The sequence below is a fragment of the Thermomonospora umbrina genome (assembly GCF_003386555.1).
Lineage (GTDB): Bacteria > Actinomycetota > Actinomycetes > Streptosporangiales > Streptosporangiaceae > Thermomonospora > Thermomonospora umbrina.
In genome coordinates this window covers 991,978-1,008,209 of sequence record NZ_QTTT01000001.1, presented here as the reverse complement: position 1 = coordinate 1,008,209, position 16,232 = coordinate 991,978, and the positions used below count along the sequence as shown (strand labels likewise).

The following is a 16,232-nucleotide window of genomic DNA, read 5'->3' as shown; positions in this document are numbered from 1 at the left end:
CTCGCCTAGGGGAGGCCGGGGCCGTCGGCGGGTCTGCGACGCCCGGCCACGAACACGTCCCGGTCGCCGTCGACGACATCGGTGGGAGGCGGGATCTCCTCCGGGGGCTCCGCCACGGGCGGCTTCCCGCGTTTCCGGCGAAGTCGGCGCGACCGACCTCCGGCGGGCGTCTCGGGGGCCTCCGGAGCGGCGCGAGGGAAGAGGCGTTGGTCCAGCGACAGCCGGCCGCCCCCGCCCGCCGCGAAGAGCAGGCTCGCCAGGCCCAGCACCAGCACCAGTTCGAAGCCGTTCTCGACCCGGCCCCCGTCGACGAGGAACGGGCCGTTCCCGGCGTGCACGAACACCAGCGCCCCCGCCATCTCCAGGAACAGCAGCGTGCCCGCCACCGGCAGGCCGATCCCGGCGATCAGGGCGAGGCCGCCGAGCAGCTCGGCGAACGTGGCGTAGATGGCGGCGGCGGTGGGGGCGGGGACGTCCATCCGGTCGAAGCCCTCCGCGGTGGCGGTCACGCCGACCTGGATCTTCTGCCAGCCGTGGGCGAGGAAGACCCCGCCGACACCGATCCTGGCGAGCAGCGCGACGAGGTCGTACAGCGGCCGAGTGCGCATGGCCGTCGGTCCTTCCGTGCGGGTCCCCCGGATGATCCGCCGTCACCGGGGCCCGCGTCCAGACGGATCCGGGAGCCGAAACCATAACGGGACGCTCGATCCGGTCCCTGCCTACCCGTAGGTTTGCCTCATGACGATGCAGAAGGGCGCCAACGTTCCGGTGCCGGTGACCGCTGTCCGAGTCGAGCTGGGCTGGCAGGCCGGCCCCGGAGTGCCCGACGCGGACGCGTCGGCCCTCCTGCTCGTGGACGGCAAGGTCCGATCCGACGACGATTTCGTGTTCTACAACCAGCCCGCGCACCCCTCGGGGGCCGTCTGGCACGAGGGCAAGCAGCAGGGGCCCACCGTGCTGGACACCCTGTCGGCGGACCTCGGTCGGGTCGAGCCCCAGATCGAGCGCATCGTGATCGCGGCGTCCGCGGACGGCGGGACGTTCGCGCAGTTCCAGGGCCTGTACGTGCGGCTGGTGGATCCGACGAGCGGCGCCGAGGTGGCGCGTTTCGACAGCACCGGGGCCACCACCGAGACCGCATTCGTGCTGGGCGAGCTGTACCGCAGGCAGGGCGCGTGGAAGTTCCGCGCGGTGGGCCAGGGCTACGACTCGGGCCTGGCGGGGTTGGCCACCGACTACGGCATCTCGGTGGACGACACGCCCCCGCCGCCGCCCCAGCAGGCCGCGCCCCCGCCGCCCGCACCGGCCCAGCCGCCGGCGCAGCCCCAGTACGCCCCGCCTCCGCCGCCGCCCGCGCCGAGCCCTCAGCAGTTCACGCCCCCGCCGGCCCAGCAGTATCCGCCCGCGCAGCCCTACCCGCCGGGTCAGCAGTACGCCCCGCCCCCGGCGCCCCCCGGCCAGTACACGCCTCCGCCGCCGCCTGGCCAGTACACGCCCCCGCCGCCTCCCGGCCAGTACACGCCGCCTCCGCCTCCCGGTCAGTACGCTCCGCCGCCGCCGCCGGGCCAATACGCTCCGCCGCCGCCCCCCGGGCAGCCGGGGCAGCCCGGGCCGCAGCCGGTGAGCCTCTCCAAGATCTCGCTGACCAAGGACGCGCCCGCCGTCTCGCTGACCAAGCAGGGCGCCACGTCCGGCAACATGCGGGTCAACCTCAACTGGACCGGCATGCAGGCCGCCCCGCCGGCCAAGGGCTTCTTCGGCAAGCGCCGCAGCGGCGGCGGCCTCGACCTCGACCTGTGCTGCCTGTGGGAGCTGACGGACGGCAGCAAGGGCATCATCCACGCCCTCGGCGACTTCGGGGCGCTGAACCAGCCGCCGTTCATCCAGCTCGACAAGGACGACCGCACCGGCGGGAGCGCGACCGGCGAGAACCTCACCATCAACCTCGACCACACCGCCCGGTTCCGCCGGATCCTGGTGTTCGCCGAGATCTACGACGGCGCCCAGGACTTCCGGGGCGTGGACGCCACCGCGACCCTGTTCCCGGTGGGTTCGCCGCCGATCGAGATGAGCATGAACGACTGCTTCGACGCCTCCCGCGACGCCGTCCTCGCGCTCATCGAGAACGTCAACGGCGAGCTGGTCGTCCGTCGTGAGGGCCGCTTCATCCTGCCGCCGCCGGGCCGTCCGCGCTGGGGCAAGATGGCGGTCGACAACGCGTACGGCTGGGGCCTGGAGTGGGTCGGCACCCGGGGCAAGAGCTAGTCGGCTAGTCCCAGGCGACGCGCAGCACCGTGGTCGCCTGGAAGGGATCCTCGCCCCGATGCGTGGCGAGGATCCCGGCGCCCTCGGGCGAGGACGCGTACACGACCTCGCCCCGCGACACCCAACGGTTCCACGCGGTGGCGAACGCGTCGGTGCGCTTGCGGTTCTGGCCGAACAGGGCGGGCACCGCGTGGTAGACGACCCCGTCGGCCCGCGCCCGCCCGTGCATCCACGCTTCGGCCAGCGCCGTCCGCTCGCCGGGGTCGGTGCGCCTCCGGACGACGTACCGGGGCACGAAGTAACGCGGGTTCGCCAGCGGCCCCAACACCTCGTCCAGCGCCAGCACGAAACGTTCCGAGGTCGCGGGGTCGACGTCGGCGAGCGCGAAACGGTAGTCGCCGTCGGGCTCGGGCAGCACCGTCACACCGTCGGAGCCCCGCCGCGACAGCCCGACCGCCCGCAGCGCGTCGGCGACCGCGTACGCGAACGGCGTGGCCGACGGCTCCGCCGCCGCCCCGTCGAGCATCCCGGCGGCCCGGACCAGCGCCGCCTCCCGTTCGTCCACCGCAGTTCGGTGCAGGGCCCGGCGGCGTACCGTGCGCCTCGCGGAGGCCACGGCCGCGACGGTGAACGGCACCACCACCAGGGCCGCGAGCACCACGCCGAACAGGGAGAGCGCGAGACCCGCCATCGACCCCGCCATCAGCGTGAACGCCGCGCGGAACCGCCGCTCCTCCGGACGCGGGTACGGCGACGGGGCGGGAGGCGGGGGCGCGGGCGCGGCGCACGCGGCGGCCGTGAGCACCTGCGGAGGCTCCGGAGCGCCCACCGGCACGGGCACCGCCGCCTCGGCCGCCGCCGGTCGGACCGGCGTCCTGATCCGCAGCGTGTGCATCAACTCGTCGCGGTACGGGGTCCCCAACCGCCAGGCGTCACGGGTGGCCTCCCGGTCCTCGGCGCGTTCGAGCATCTCCCGATTGAGCCGGTCGTAGGAGGTCACGGGCGGCGGCTCGTACGGGGAGAACGACGGATGCACATGCGCGACCCCGGAGACGATCTCGCCCTCGGGCGTGGCGACCAGATAGCCCCGGTGCTTGCGGACGAACCGGTCCCAGTCGGCCGTCCCCTTCGGATGACGGTCGGACACGCACACCACCGACCACGTGTTGGCGGCCTTGCCCGGCCACGCCGGATCCAGCCGCAGCGCCCGCCCCCGGGTCTGCACGACGGCGGTCGGGGTCGTGGCCGTGGTGAGGTCGATCAGCGTGTTGATGCCCCGGGCGTCCCAGCCCTCGCCCAGCAGCCCCCGCGTCCCCACCAGGATCCGGCACAGGCCCTCCTCGAACGCCGCCGTCACCCGCGCCACCCACGTCCGCGCCGACCAGGCCCCGGTGAGCAGGGCGATGCCGTCCCCGGCCGGCTCGACCTCCAACTCCAGGCCGTGGTCGAGCATGGCCAGCGCGAAGGCGCGGGCCGTCCGCTCGGCGGCGGCGACGGTACGGCCGGTGACCAGCATCGGGTCCAGGTCCCGGGTGCGCGGATCGGCGACCAGCCCGACCAGCATCCGCCAGGCCGACCCCGACTCGACGTCCAGCACCTCCCGCAGCCGGGCGGGCAGCGTCGCGCCCGCCCGCTCGTGGTCGCACAGCACCAGACAGCGCAGCCGCGCCCCCTGCGCGGCGGCCTCGGTCGCCGCGACCTCCACGGCCCCGTACGCCTTGGCGGCGCTGCGCGCCAGGACACGGTCCACGGGGGAACGGGCGGGCCGGATGCCGCGCCGGGTGAGCTGATAGCCGACCGCCGGGAGGGCCCGCTTGATCGCCTCCACGGCGGCGGCGTCACCTGCCGTCGCCCCCCGGACCGGGTCACCGGGCAGCAGGCAATGCCGCACGTAGTCGTTGAGCAGCGCCACCCAGTCCTCGGCGGTGGGCGCGTGGCGGTGCTCCTCGCGGATCCGGGCGCCCGGGGGCAGCGCCAGCAGCCCCGCGTGGTGCAGCCGCAGCGCCGCCCCGGCGATCGCGGGGAAGTCCTTCTCCACCCGGTCCCACGACACCGCCCCGCCGGAAGGCCCGGCCGTTCGGGCGACCCAGCGGGCGTCCAGCCACGGCAGGAAGTCGGTGCCCGCGAAACCGGGGGCCAACAGGTCCGTGGTCAGCTCCTCGAACCGCTCCGCCTCGCCCTCGATGTAGTCGCCCTCGGTGGCGGTCGGCTCGGTGAGCCAGGCCAGTTCGGTGAACGGCGCCAGATAGCCCTCGCGCACCATCGCCGGGATCGACGCGCCCGGGATCGGCACCCCGAACAGCGCGTCCACCAGCCCGGCCTCATCGGGTGTGAGGGACTCCGGCGGCGTCGCGGTCAGCCCGATCACCAGGGCGTCCGGCAGGTCCTCCAGGATCTCGGCGAGCAGCCGGCCCCACACGTCCAGCAGGTGGTGGCACTCGTCGAGCACCAGCGTGAGGGGACCGGCGGCCTGGAGGGCGGAGATCAGCGCGCGGCCGTTGTCGTGCAGCAGCCGCACCAGGCCACCCGCGCGCCCGGACCGGCCCAACCGCTGCCGTCCCTCCTCGTCGGTCTCGGCGTCCGGGTCGAACACCGCCAGCGACTGGTACGTGAGGACGGTGACCTCCGCGTCCAGGCTCCGGGAGGCGCCGCAGGAGCCGCCGAACCGGCCCCAGTGGTCGGCCCACTGGTTCTGGATGGCGGTGTTGGGGACGAAGACGACGGTGCGACGGCCCAGCCGGCGGGCCGCCTCCAGGCCGACGAGGGTCTTGCCGGTGCCCGGGGGCAGCACCACCCAGGCACGGCGGCGGCCCTCGGCCCAGCCCTCGGCCAGGCGGTCCAGCGCCGTGGACTGGTACGGGCGCAACTCGCCGGGCCACCGCGCATCCTCGAACACCACCCGGACATTGTCACGCCCGGATCGGTGTTATTTGCCGTTCTTCACGGCGTCCGCGAGTTTCTTGTCGCGGGCCACCCGGACCAGCGCGGCGGCGAGGCGGGCCAGATCCTTGTCCGGCACCTGCTCGGCCAGCCGCTTGGGGTCGGTGGGCAGCCCCAGCCGTTCGGCGCCCTTGAGGGCCTGATCGTCGAAGTAGGGGCGCAGCCACGGCCACACGGCCTGCGCCTCGCGGCAGAAGATGTCCACACCGGTCGGCCCGATGCCGGGGAACTCCCGCAGCAGCTCAGCGGCCCGGTCGGGGACGCGTTCGGAGTCGCGGGCCAGCCGCCGCAGGTCGCCGTGGTACTTGTCCTGCACCAGCTCGGCCGTGTCGCCCAGCCGGGTCGAGGTGCTCTCGTCGTACCGGACGTAGTGGCCCCGGCCCAGCGCGTCGACCCGGTCCTGCCAGGACATGCGGTCCAGGCCGCGCGCGGTGCCGCCGCCCGCCTCGAACAGCTCGCGCGCCGCCGCGACCGCGATCTCGGAGGAGATGCGGGCGCTCAGGAGGTTGGCCAGCACCAGCAGCTTGAACAGCGCCGACGGCTGATCCTTGAGGGGGATCCCGGCGTCCTCGGCATAGGTGTGCCCGGCCTCGCGCAGCAGTTTCTTGACGACGGCGTCCATCACACGCACCTCCCGTATAGGACGGTGCCCTACCCGCGTGGGCTGCGCTTATGGCCGTCTACAGGAAGGAGAGCTGCCCGGATCCCGCGAGGGGGTCGCGGTGCTTGCGCAGATGCCGCCATTGGGGCAGGGCGTCCAGATACGACCAGGACAGCCGGTGATGGGGGGTCGGCCCCGACTCCTCCAGGGCCCGCTGGTGCACGGGCGAGGGATAGCCGGCGCTCTCGGCGAACCCGTAGGCCGGGTGGTCCTCGCCGAGCCCCGCCATCAGCCGGTCGCGATGCACCTTGGCGATGACCGAGGCGGCGGCGACGCTCACCGACCGCTGATCGGCCTTGATCTCGCAGCGCACCCGCCACGGTCTGCCCAGCACGTCGTGCCCGCCGTCGAGGATCACCATGTCGGGCCGGTCCGGCAGCGCCTCCAGGGCGCGGACGGCCGCGCGCCGAAGCGCCTCGGTCATGCCGACCTCGTCGATCTCGGCGGGCTCGGACGCCCCGATCGCGTACGCCGTCAGCCAGTCCGGGAGGATCTCGGCGAACGCCTCCCGGTGCGCCCTCGTGAGCAGCTTGGAGTCGGTCAGCCGCACCGGGACGCCGCCCCGGCCGGGCAGCTCGGGCGGGTCGCCCAGGTCCGTGACGGCGGCGCAGACCACCACGGGCCCGGCCCACGCGCCCCGGCCGACCTCGTCCACCCCGGCGATCCGGGACGCCCCGGCGGCCCGCAGCTCCCGCTCGATCGCGTGGTCCGCGCCGCGCGGGACGGGGCTCGGTCGGGACGGTTCCAGGCCGGGCAGCGTGTCGGTCATGGGTCTCCTGAGATGCGACGGGTCGGCCGGGGACCATCCTGGCAGCGATGACCCGGTGTCGTCGCGCACAGTTCATCGCGTCATGTGCGGACGGGATGGTCGAAAGACCCTCGCCGTGCGAGGCTGGACATGCGCGGGGTGTCAGGTGGAGCATGATCGGACCTGTTCGCCCGCCCCTCGCCGCGGACGATCCCCGGGCGACCGAGGAGGCCAGTCGGAGCGCATGCGAGAGTTCGGCGGATCCCGGTCCCGCCCGGCGGCAGGGACCGCGGCGCGGGACCTCTTCGAACGCCTGCGCTGGCGGTACTTCCAGATCCAGCCGGGTGTGCGGTTCCTGGCCGCGGTGCTGTGCGCGGCGCTGGCCGTCGCCGCGACGGTGCTGGCGGGCCGTCCGCCGCCCGAGGTCGTGGGCGCGGGGGCGCTCGTGCTGGGCGTGTTGACCCTCGGCCATCTGACGATGCGCTCCCCGGCGGGCATGGCGGTGGCGGCGGTGGTCGCGGGCTGGGTGGCGGCGTCGGTGCCGCTGGGCCGCCAGTACCCCGAGCACGAGCACCAGGCGGTCTTCCTGGCCCTGCTCGCGCCGCCGGTGTCGTTCGGCGCGGCCCGCATGCGGGGGTACGCGCCCTGGCGGACGGTGCTGCTGGCGCTGGCCTCGGCCGGGGTCGTGGCCGCCGCGACCGCCCGCCCGCTGTCGGTCCTGCACGTGTGCCCCGCCTGGCTCGTCGCCGTCGCCGTGCTCGGCTACCGCTGGGACCGGTCCCGCCGCGCGGTGCCCGCCGAGGCGTACGACACCGGCTGGGTGCAGGAACAGGAGGGCGCGCCCCGCAAGCCGGCGACCGCCGACCCCGAGGACCCGGAGAGCGAGCGCGTCGGCGTGCCCCCGGCGACGCAGGCGGTGTACGAGCAGCGGGCCGCGGCGCAGACCCTGCCGCCCGTTCACGAACCGGCGGAGGAGGCCCCCGAGATCTCCGTCGGGGACGCGCTCGCCGAGTTGGAGGGCATGATCGGGTTGGAGCCGGTGAAACGGCAGGTCCGTTCCATCGCCGCGTCCATCGAGGCCGCCCACCTGCGGGCGGCGGCCGGCGTGCCCACCGAGAAGCCGATGCGGCACTTCGTGTTCGTCGGGCCCTCCGGCACCGGCAAGACCACCGTGGCCAGGGTGCTGGCGGGCGTCTTCCACGCGTTCGGGCTGCTGCCCCGCGCCGGCGTGGTCGAGGCGCACCGGGCCGACCTGGTGGGCGAGCACCTGGGCGCGACCGCCCTCAAGACCAACCGGCTGGTCGACTCCGCGCTCGGCGGGGTCCTGTTCATCGACGAGGCGTACGGGCTGGTCAACGCCGCCGACGGGCAGCCCGACCGGTTCGGCGACGAGGCCGTGCAGACGCTGCTCAAGCGGGCCGAGGACGATCGGGAGAACCTGGTCATCATCCTGGCCGGCTACGCGTCGCAGATGGAGGCGTTCCTCGACTCCAACCCCGGCCTGGCCTCGCGGTTCGGCACGCGGGTGAGCTTCCCGTCGTACTCGCCGGCCGAGCTGCTGCGGATCGCCGAGTACCACACGGGCCTGCGCGACGACCGGCTGGACGAGGAGGCGGCCCGCCGGCTGCGGGCCCGGTTCGAGGACGTGTGCCGCCGGGGCATCATCGACGAGCTGGGCAACGGACGGTTCGTCCGGTCGCTGACCGAGGCGGCGGCGCGGGCCCGCGACGTGCGGGTGGTCGGGTCGGGCGCCTGGTCGGGACGCCGGCCCAGCGCCGACGACCTGGTCACGGTGCGCGCCGAGGACGTCGAGACCGCGTTCGCCGAGGTCACCGAACGGTACCGGGGCTACACCGAGACGCCCACCCTGGAGGAGGCCCTCGGGGAGCTGGACGCGATGATCGGTCTGGAGCCGGTCAAGCGTCAGGTCCGCGAGATCGCCGCCCAGCTCCAGGTCGCCGCGATGCGCGAGGAGCAGGGCCTGCCGGCCCGTCCGCCGATGCGGCACTTCGTGTTCGTGGGGCCGCCCGGCACGGGCAAGACCACCGTGGCCAGGGTGCTGGGCCGGGTGTTCGCCGCGCTCGGGCTGCTGGCGCGTCCCTCGGTCGTGGAGGCGCACCGGGTCGACCTGGTGGGGGAGCATCTGGGCGCGACCGCCCTCAAGACCAACCGGGTGATCGACTCCGCGCTCGGCGGGGTCCTGTTCGTCGACGAGGCGTACGCGCTGGACAACCCCGGCTACGGCGGCGGCGACGCGTTCGGAGCGGAGGCCGTGCAGACGCTGCTGAAGCGCGCCGAGGACGACCGGGAGCGGTTCGTGGCCGTGCTGGCCGGCTACCAGACCGACATGGACCGGTTCCTGCGCTCCAACCCGGGCCTGGCCTCCCGGTTCGACGTGCGGGTGGCGTTCCCGTCCTACGGGCCCGACGAGTTGCTGCGGATCGCCCAGGTGATCGCCGAGCAGAACGGGGACCGGTGGGAGGACGCCGCCCTGGACGACCTGGCGCTGATCTTCCAGCGGGTCTGCGGGCAGGGCCGGATCGACGAGTTGGGCAACGGCCGGTTCGCCCGCTCCCTCTATGAGAAGGGGTGCGCCTCGCGGGCGGTGCGGGCCGCGCGGCTCGGGGCCGCCGCCACGGCCGGCGACCTGACCGTGCTGACGGCCGAGGACGTCCGCGCCGCCTTTCCCGGCGTCCTTGGATAATCGGGACATGGAGTCCCTGAGCTGGAGCCGCGCGCTGGCCTGGCGGATGCGCAGACAGTTCCTCGACCCGGCGTCCGACGGGCCCGCCGTCGACGTCGTGCGACGTCTCGCGGGCGTGCAGGCGCAGGTCGCCTCCGCCGCCGAGCTGGCCGTCTCCGTCCGGCGGACGTCACCCGAGCCCGGCGAGGTCTCCCGGGCCCTGGAGGACGGCGGCCTGGTCAAGACGTGGGCGATGCGCGGGACCCTGCACCTGCTCCCGGCCGACGAGGCCCCCGCCTACCTGGCGTTGTGCGCCACCGTCCGCAACTGGGAGAAGGCGAGCTGGCGGAAGGCCTTCGGCCCGACCCCCGCCGAGCTGGAGGCGATGGCGTCCGCCGCGACCGATGCGCTCGCCGGGGGCGTCCTCCTGACCCGCGAGGAGTTGAGCGCCGAGATCGTCGAACGCACCCGCTCCGAGCACCTCGCCGAGGCCCTCGGCTCCGGATGGGGAGCCCTGCTCAAGCCCCTGGCGTGGTGGGGGGTGCTGTGCTTCGGCCCGTCCCAGGGCAACCGGGTGACGTTCCGCGCCGCCGACCTGCCGGCCCCGCCGCCGGTCGAGGAGGCCGCCCGCACCGTGATCCGCGCCTACTTCGGCGCGCACGGCCCGGCGACCGTCGAGGCGTTCGACGCGTGGCTGATGCGCAAGATCCACCGTCGCAAGGACCTGAAGTCCTGGTTCGCGCTCATGGACGACGAGTTGACGCCGGTCGAGGTGGACGGCACTCCCATGCTCGTCCTCGCCGAGCACCTCGACGAGCTGCTGGACACGGGCCCGGCGACGGGTGTGCGGATGCTCGGCGGCTTCGACCAGTACGTCCTGGGCGCGGGTACGAACGCCGAGTACCTCATCCCGGCCGAACGACGCGGCGAGGTCAGCCGTGCCGCAGGCTGGATCTCCCCGGTCGTCCTCCACGAGGGCACGGTCGCGGGGACCTGGGACGCCAAGGACGGCGTCGACGTCACCCTCTGGCGGGACGTCCCCGCCGAGCTGCTGGACCCCGAGGTCGCCAGGGTCTCCGCCCTGCTCTAGACCCGCCGGAACCGCATCTCCTGACCCGGCCGCAGTTGGGCGGCGAGCGGGATGTCGACCCCGGTCACCACCCCGATCACCGGGTAGCCGCCGGTCGTCGGATGGTCGGCCAGGAAGACGATCGGCAGCCCGTTCGGCGGCACCTGGATCGCCCCCGTCACCATCCCCTCGCTGGGCAGCTCGCCCTCTCGCGCGCGTTCCAGCGGACGGCCCGTGAGTCGCACGCCCACCCGGTTGCTTTCGGACGTCACCACCCATGTGCCGGTCGTGAGCGCGTCGAAGGCGCCCGGGGCGAACCAGTCGTCCCGAGGCCCCGGCAGCACCCGCAGCGTCGGGACGGTCGGCAGAGACGGCACCGGTGCCTGATCCACCACCATCGGCGGCCCGTCCGCGCGACCGGCGACCGGCAGCCGATCTCCCGGGCTCAGCGGTGCCGGGCCCAGACCGGACAGGAGATCGGTGGACCGGCTGCCCAGAACGGGTTCGACCGCCAGCCCGCCGCGCACGGCCAGGTACGTCCGCGCACCCTCCAGGGGGAGACCGAACTCGACCAAGGCCCCCGCCGGGACCCGGCACGGCCCGTTCAGACCGGCGGCGCGCCCGTCCACGCGGAGCGGCGACGGAGCCCCGGTCGCCGCGACCCAAGCCGCCCCATGGAACCGCAGCGCCGCGCCCCCGAACGTCAGCTCCAGGCACGCCGCGCCCTCCGGGTTGCCCACCAGCCGGTTCGCCAGGCGGAGGCTCCGCCCGTCGACCGCGCCCGACGAGGGCACGCCGAGGTGCGCGAGCCCCGGACGCCCGAGATCCTGCACCGTGGCCAGCGGACCCGGACGCACCACCTCGATCATCGGACGAACCTGACCCGCGCGCCCGGCCGCAGCAACGCCGGAGGGTCGCGGTGGACGTCCCACAAGGCCGCCTCCGTACGCCCCAGCAACCTCCAGCCCCCCGGAGACGCCGACGGGTACACGGCCGCGTAGGGGCCCGCGATCGCCACGGACCCGGCCGGCACCGACGTGCGAGGGTTCGAACGACGCGGCACGTGCAGCACCGGATCCAGCCCGGTCAGATAGCCGAACCCGGGCGAGAACCCCAGATAGGCCACCACATAGGAGCCGGACACGTGCCGCCGCACCACCTCCTCGGCGCTCAGACCCGTCAGCTCCGCCACCTCGGCGACGTCCTCACCGTCGTAGACCACCGGGATCTCGATCGCCGCCGCCTCGTCCTCCGCCCGTTCCGCCGGCGTCAGGAAGGGCAGCCGAGCCGCGAGCCGATCGAGGTCGCATCGCACCGGATCCGCCACGATCAGCACCGTGCGTTCACCCGGGACGACCTCGACGACCCCGGGAACGCCCGAAGCCCGGACCGCCGCGTGCAGCCGGTGCGCGACCGACAGGTCCTCGACGTCCACCAACAGCGCCGTGTCGCCCGCGCGCCTCACCCGCATCGTCATGACGCGAACGGCCGCACGTCCACGCCCGCCCCCGCGAGCGCCTCCCGCACGGCGCGGGCCAGGCTCACCGCGCCCGGGGTGTCGCCGTGGACGCAGAGGGACCGGGCCGCCACGCGCACGTCGGTGCCGTCGACGGCGGTGACGACGCCCTCCACCGCCATCCGCACCGCCCGCTCGACCACCGCATCCGTGTCGTGGACGACCGCGCCCGGCAGCCGCCGCGACACCAGCGAACCCTCCGGCGTGTACGCCCGGTCGGCGTAGCACTCCGCCACGACCGTCAACGCCCCCGCCACCCCGCGCACCGCCGAACCCGGCAACGTCAGCAGCGGCAGCGACGCGTCGTACGCCTCGACGGCCTCGACGACCGCCCTCGCCTGCACGGCGTCACGGGCGATCCGGTTGTACAGTGCGCCGTGCGGCTTCACGTAGGACACCCGGCCGCCCGCCGTCCGGGCGATCCCGTCGAGCGCGGCGAGCTGATACAGCACCTCGGCGGCCAGCTCCTCCGGCGCCACGTCCATCTCGCGCCGGCCGAACCCGGCCAGGTCCCGGTACGACACCTGCGCGCCCACCGCCACGCCCCGGGCGACCGCCGCCTCGCACACCCGCCGCATGATCAACGGATCGCCCGCATGGAACCCGCAGGCCACGTTGGCGCTGGTGACGACGTCCAACAGCGCCGTGTCGTCGCCCAGCGTCCACACGCCGAAGCCCTCGCCGAGGTCGGCGTTGATGTCGATGACCGCCATACCCGTGAACCTAGTCGGCGCGGTCGGTGATGAACATCCGGCCGGGGGCGTGGGTGATCGCGAACTCCGGCGCACCGGTCATCAGCGCCGCCTGCGGTGTCACCCCACAGGCCCAGAACACCGGAACGTCCCCCGGCTCGGCCGCCACCGGATCCCCGAAGTCCGGCCGGCCCAGATCCGCGATGCCCAACGCCGCCGGATCCCCGACGTGGACGGGCGGCCCGTGATGGGTCGGGAACCGGCCGCTCACCTCGATCGCGGTCTCCACCAGCGCCTCCGGGACGGGCCGCATCGACACCACCAGCGGCCCCGCCAGCCGCCCCGCCGGGACGCAGGGCCGGTCGGTGAGGAACATCGCCACGTTGCGGCCCTGCTCCACATGCCGGATCGGCACCCCGGCCGCCGCGAGCGCCGCCTCGAAGCTGAAGCTGCACCCGATCAGGAACGCCACCAGGTCGTCGCGCCAGTACGCGGTCGCGTCACCGACCTCGGCGACCGGCACGCCGTGCTCGTAGATCCGGTACGCGGGCAGATCGGTGCGCAGGTCGGCCGCCGGGGCCATCTCCCGGGGATGCGGGTCGCCGGGGTCGGTCACCTCCAGCACCGGGCACGCGGCGGGGTTGCGGTGGGCGAACAACAGCGCGTCGAACGCCAGGTCGCGCGGGACGGCCAGCAGGTTGGCCTGCGCGTGTCCGCGGCACCAGCCGCTGGTCGTCGGGGTGTCGGCGCCGGTCCGGAACAGCGCCCGGGCCTGGCCGGGGGTCAGCACGGACGGCCGGTCGGGGAGTGTCATCCCCGGATGATTCCCCCGACGCGACGATCAGATCCGTTCCTCCCGGAGTTCCCGGACGTCCGAGCGCGGCGCCCACGCCTGATGGACGCCCCGATCGAACAGCTCCAGGCCCAGCCGCGCGGCGACGGCCGGATCGGTCCCGGCGTACTCCACCCGCAGCCAGGTCTCGTGCTCGCCGAGCACCTGGAACGGCTCGCCCTGCCATTCGCACATCGTGGTGATGTAGGACAGCCGCTCCACCTCGTCCGCCGCCACCACCCGCACGTGACGTCCGGGCCCGACCTCCGTGAAACCCTCGGCGGGCGCCCCGGTGTACAGCCTGATCTCCTCGCCGTCGGGCCCCGCCTCGTACTCCAGACCCCGCCAGCTCGCGTAGAACCCGTCCCGAACGATCATGACCCGGCCCCCTCGGTCCGGTGCCAACCGCGGAGGTCGGCGTCGTACACCGCCACGAACGCCTCCGCCCCGAGATGGTCCATGCGGAACATCTCCGCGCCGTGCGGCAGCCGCCGACTCCCCATCCGCAACGCGGGCACGGTCCCGCCCGCCGACGGGTCCGCCCCCACCAGCCCGGCCCTGATGACCTGCCAGCGGATCACGTACACCTCACGGTGCCACGGCGAGAACGGCGACCCCTCATAGTCCAGCCCCAGCGCCGGGACCAGCTCCTCGGGCGTCCGCATCCCCCCGACGTCCTCCAGCCGGTGAACGGTGCCCCCCACCCAGTCGTAGCCCCCGTCGAGGTAGTGCGCGACGTGGTCCGGGCGGATGACCTTCTGCAGAACGGTGCCGTCCCCCACCTCGACACCCGACCCTGGCCGGGGCACGGGCGCGCCGGGCGGATCGGGCACGACCCGAAGATGCGACCCCTGCGCCCCTCGGGACCCTTGCGGCCGAGACTCGTGCGCTCCCGGCAGAGGCGACTGCTGCGGCCTATGGGGCTCTGGAGGCCGATGTGGTGTGCGCGATGGAGGTTGCGGCTCTTTGCGTGAGTACGGCTCCTGGGTAACGTGCGGCTGCGGCGTTGGGGAATGCGGTCGCTGCGGCCGCTGCGGAGTCTCATGGGGCGGCTGGGACCGATGCGACCGCTGCGGTTCGGGAGGCGCGGGGAGCTGCGGCTGTTGCGGCGTCGGGGAGCCCTGCGTTGGATTACGCGGCTGCTGCGATGCTTGCGACCGCTGAGGCTCCTGGGCCGGTTGGGCTGCATGCGGGGATTGCGGTGTCGGCGCTTGCGGAGGGCCCTGAGGCTCCGTTCGGGGCGGCTGCTGCACGTGGGGGAGCGGCAGGGGCGGTTCGGCGCGGGGCGGCCGGGCCGGCTGGGGGGATGGCTCGGGGCTGGGGCGGCGGCTCGTTCGGGCGCGTTGGGAGGCGCGTTGGATGGTGCCCGAGTCGATGTAGGCGGAGCTGGGCAGCTTCGTGTTGATGGCCAGTTGCCAGTCCGGGCGACGCCAGTTGCGGACGAGTTCGGTGAACGTGGTGCGGCGGTAGTCCATGAGCTTGCCGCCCAGCGCCCAGTCCATCGCCTCCGTGGAGGTGAACGCGAGGACGTACGTGCCGTCGCGGTATTCGGCGGTCATCGGACGTTCGCCGCCCTCGACCGGCACGAACAGCTCCGCCCGCAGGATCAGGCCCAGGTATCCGGGTTGGTCGCCACGGGTCTTGGCCGCCGCCAACCGTTCCTCCAGTTCGCCGCCCGCGGGTGGACGGGCGGACCGGCCGCCACCCGGCTGGACGGGCTGGAGCGGCTGCATCGGCTTGGGCCGTGGGGGAGCGGCGGCGGGCGGGGGCTCGGGTGTGGGCACCGCCTTGGTGGGGGCCTCGGCGGGAGGGGGCGTCGCCTTGGACGGAAGGGGAGGAGGGGCCTGGACGGGGGCCACCGGCTCCCGCAGCGGAGGACTGGTCCGGCGCAGGTCGACCTGGTCGGAGACGGCGGCCTCGATGCCGAACCCCGTCAGCTCGATGTGGGACGCGCCCAGGAACGCCTCGTACACCAGCTCGGCGGGATGCCGCGCGAGCTGCACGTCGCGCAGGGCGGTGACCATCATGGCGGCCAGCCCCCGCCAGCCGTCCGGGCCCACGCCCGAGGGGATGTCGAAGGTCCAGTTGGGGTGCACCCCCGGCGGCAGCCAGCCGGCGGCGGCCAGCCGGTCCTCCTCGCGGGAGTCGAACTTCGGCGCGCCGGGGGGCAGCGCCCGCCCGCTGACGGCCTCGGCGCGGACCCGCTTGGCGTCGCGGAACGCCTGGACGTAGTGGCTCTCCTGGTCGCGCCGCGAGATGACCAGGGCCATCTCCGGCTCCAGCGCCGCCAGCTCGCGGGCCAGCCGCTCGGCGAACTCCGGCCACTCCGGCACGTCGGCGGTCCGGGACCGTTCGCCCACCTCGGCGATGCCCAGGCCCGGCATCGGCACGGGCCCGCCCTGCTCGCCGTTCCGGTTGGCCTCGTACGACAGGTCGGCCAGCGAGGGCACCCGGTACACGTCGCGGAACGCGGACGCCATCCGCGCCGCGAGCGCGCCGCAGTCGGCCGCCTGCTCCGGGGTGATGGCGGAGATGTCGGCGGGGAGCATCACCCGGCACCACCAGTTGCGGCGGGCGCGGCCGTCCGGGGCCCGCCAGCCGAGCTCCGCGAGCCGGGCCTCCTGCCGGGAGTCCAGCGGCTCGGGCAGGTAGTCGCTGCTCACCGCCTCCGCGTGCAGCCCGTTGAGGTAGCGCATCGCCTGCACGTACGGAGAGCCCCCGGGACCCTGCAAAATGACGAAGGCGTCCACCGGGAGGTGGATCAGCTCTCGGGTCAGGCGTTGGGCGAAATCGGTCCAGTCCAAGCGGTCCTACTCCTGGCGGGCA

The 16,232-nt window shown here is 74.4% G+C and carries 12 protein-coding genes and 1 pseudogene; 3 read left to right on the top strand and 10 right to left on the bottom strand.

What is annotated here, in order from left to right; genetic code table 11:
• Window positions 1–5: 5 nt before the first annotated feature.
• Window positions 6–608, bottom strand: a complete 603-nt coding sequence (locus tag DFJ69_RS04385; protein WP_116021295.1) for a DoxX family protein — start codon at window positions 606–608, stop codon at window positions 6–8.
• Between the two features lie 130 nt (window positions 609–738).
• On the opposite strand from DFJ69_RS04385, the pseudogene DFJ69_RS36415 reads away from it, so the two are divergent.
• Window positions 739–1,251, top strand: a pseudogene (locus DFJ69_RS36415) (TerD family protein); the annotation flags it as partial.
• A 1,018-nt stretch (window positions 1,252–2,269) separates the two neighbouring features.
• On the opposite strand, the gene DFJ69_RS04375 reads toward DFJ69_RS36415, so the two are convergent.
• The 3 genes from DFJ69_RS04375 to DFJ69_RS04365 are packed head-to-tail and all read right to left on the bottom strand — an operon-like array spanning window position 2,270 to window position 6,635.
• Window positions 2,270–5,164, bottom strand: a complete 2,895-nt coding sequence (locus DFJ69_RS04375; RefSeq protein WP_116021294.1) for a DEAD/DEAH box helicase family protein — start codon at window positions 5,162–5,164, stop codon at window positions 2,270–2,272.
• Window positions 5,165–5,191: 27 nt separating this feature from the next.
• Window positions 5,192–5,827, bottom strand: a complete 636-nt coding sequence (locus DFJ69_RS04370) for an HhH-GDP family DNA glycosylase (protein ID WP_116021293.1) — start codon at window positions 5,825–5,827, stop codon at window positions 5,192–5,194.
• A 58-nt stretch (window positions 5,828–5,885) separates the two neighbouring features.
• A complete protein-coding gene (locus DFJ69_RS04365) occupies window positions 5,886–6,635 on the bottom strand; it encodes a ribonuclease HII (protein WP_116021292.1) in 750 nt (249 codons plus the stop codon).
• Window positions 6,636–6,858: 223 nt separating this feature from the next.
• Between DFJ69_RS04365 and DFJ69_RS04360 the strand changes: the two genes are divergently transcribed.
• Both DFJ69_RS04360 and DFJ69_RS04355 read left to right on the top strand, forming a co-directional pair.
• Window positions 6,859–9,318 carry an AAA family ATPase gene (locus tag DFJ69_RS04360; RefSeq protein WP_116021291.1) on the top strand — a complete coding sequence of 820 codons (2,460 nt, stop codon included), beginning with the start codon at window positions 6,859–6,861 and terminating at the stop codon, window positions 9,316–9,318.
• 7 nt (window positions 9,319–9,325) lie between these two features.
• A complete protein-coding gene (locus DFJ69_RS04355; RefSeq protein WP_116021290.1) occupies window positions 9,326–10,387 on the top strand; it encodes a winged helix DNA-binding domain-containing protein in 1,062 nt (353 codons plus the stop codon).
• Here the strand turns inward: DFJ69_RS04355 and DFJ69_RS04350 are convergent.
• Genes DFJ69_RS04350 through DFJ69_RS36070 form a run of 6 tightly spaced genes read right to left on the bottom strand, consistent with a single transcriptional unit; the run spans window position 10,384 to window position 16,210 of the window.
• Window positions 10,384–11,235 (bottom strand): 5-oxoprolinase subunit C family protein, encoded by an 852-nt coding sequence (locus DFJ69_RS04350; RefSeq protein ID WP_116021289.1) that lies wholly within the window; start codon window positions 11,233–11,235, stop codon window positions 10,384–10,386. The genes DFJ69_RS04355 and DFJ69_RS04350 overlap by 4 nt on opposite strands.
• Window positions 11,232–11,837 (bottom strand): 5-oxoprolinase subunit PxpB, encoded by a 606-nt coding sequence (pxpB, locus tag DFJ69_RS04345; protein ID WP_116021288.1) that lies wholly within the window; start codon window positions 11,835–11,837, stop codon window positions 11,232–11,234. Before pxpB ends, DFJ69_RS04350 begins: the two co-directional genes overlap by 4 nt.
• Window positions 11,838–11,839: 2 nt before the next feature.
• Window positions 11,840–12,595, bottom strand: a complete 756-nt coding sequence (locus DFJ69_RS04340) for a LamB/YcsF family protein (protein WP_116021287.1) — start codon at window positions 12,593–12,595, stop codon at window positions 11,840–11,842.
• 10 nt (window positions 12,596–12,605) lie between these two features.
• Window positions 12,606–13,388 carry a putative hydro-lyase gene (locus DFJ69_RS04335; RefSeq protein WP_116021286.1) on the bottom strand — a complete coding sequence of 261 codons (783 nt, stop codon included), beginning with the start codon at window positions 13,386–13,388 and terminating at the stop codon, window positions 12,606–12,608.
• 27 nt (window positions 13,389–13,415) lie between these two features.
• On the bottom strand, window positions 13,416–13,784 hold the full coding sequence (locus tag DFJ69_RS04330; protein ID WP_211328505.1) for a hypothetical protein: 369 nt from the start codon (window positions 13,782–13,784) through the stop codon (window positions 13,416–13,418).
• Complete coding sequence (locus DFJ69_RS36070; RefSeq protein WP_116021285.1) at window positions 13,781–16,210, bottom strand: TY-Chap domain-containing protein; 2,430 nt, start codon at window positions 16,208–16,210, stop codon at window positions 13,781–13,783. Before DFJ69_RS36070 ends, DFJ69_RS04330 begins: the two co-directional genes overlap by 4 nt.
• Window positions 16,211–16,232 lie beyond the last annotated feature (22 nt).

Coding starts and splice junctions, on each gene's coding strand:
- DFJ69_RS04385 (WP_116021295.1), bottom strand. CDS start 608: ATGCGCACTCGGCCGCTGTACGACCTCGTCGCGCTGCTCGCCAGGATC.
- DFJ69_RS04370 (WP_116021293.1), bottom strand. CDS start 5,827: ATGGACGCCGTCGTCAAGAAACTGCTGCGCGAGGCCGGGCACACCTAT.
- DFJ69_RS04365 (WP_116021292.1), bottom strand. CDS start 6,635: ATGACCGACACGCTGCCCGGCCTGGAACCGTCCCGACCGAGCCCCGTC.
- DFJ69_RS04360 (WP_116021291.1), top strand. CDS start 6,859: ATGCGAGAGTTCGGCGGATCCCGGTCCCGCCCGGCGGCAGGGACCGCG.
- DFJ69_RS04355 (WP_116021290.1), top strand. CDS start 9,326: ATGGAGTCCCTGAGCTGGAGCCGCGCGCTGGCCTGGCGGATGCGCAGA.
- DFJ69_RS04350 (WP_116021289.1), bottom strand. CDS start 11,235: ATGATCGAGGTGGTGCGTCCGGGTCCGCTGGCCACGGTGCAGGATCTC.
- pxpB (WP_116021288.1), bottom strand. CDS start 11,837: ATGCGGGTGAGGCGCGCGGGCGACACGGCGCTGTTGGTGGACGTCGAG.
- DFJ69_RS04340 (WP_116021287.1), bottom strand. CDS start 12,595: ATGGCGGTCATCGACATCAACGCCGACCTCGGCGAGGGCTTCGGCGTG.
- DFJ69_RS04335 (WP_116021286.1), bottom strand. CDS start 13,388: ATGACACTCCCCGACCGGCCGTCCGTGCTGACCCCCGGCCAGGCCCGG.
- DFJ69_RS04330 (WP_211328505.1), bottom strand. CDS start 13,784: ATGATCGTTCGGGACGGGTTCTACGCGAGCTGGCGGGGTCTGGAGTAC.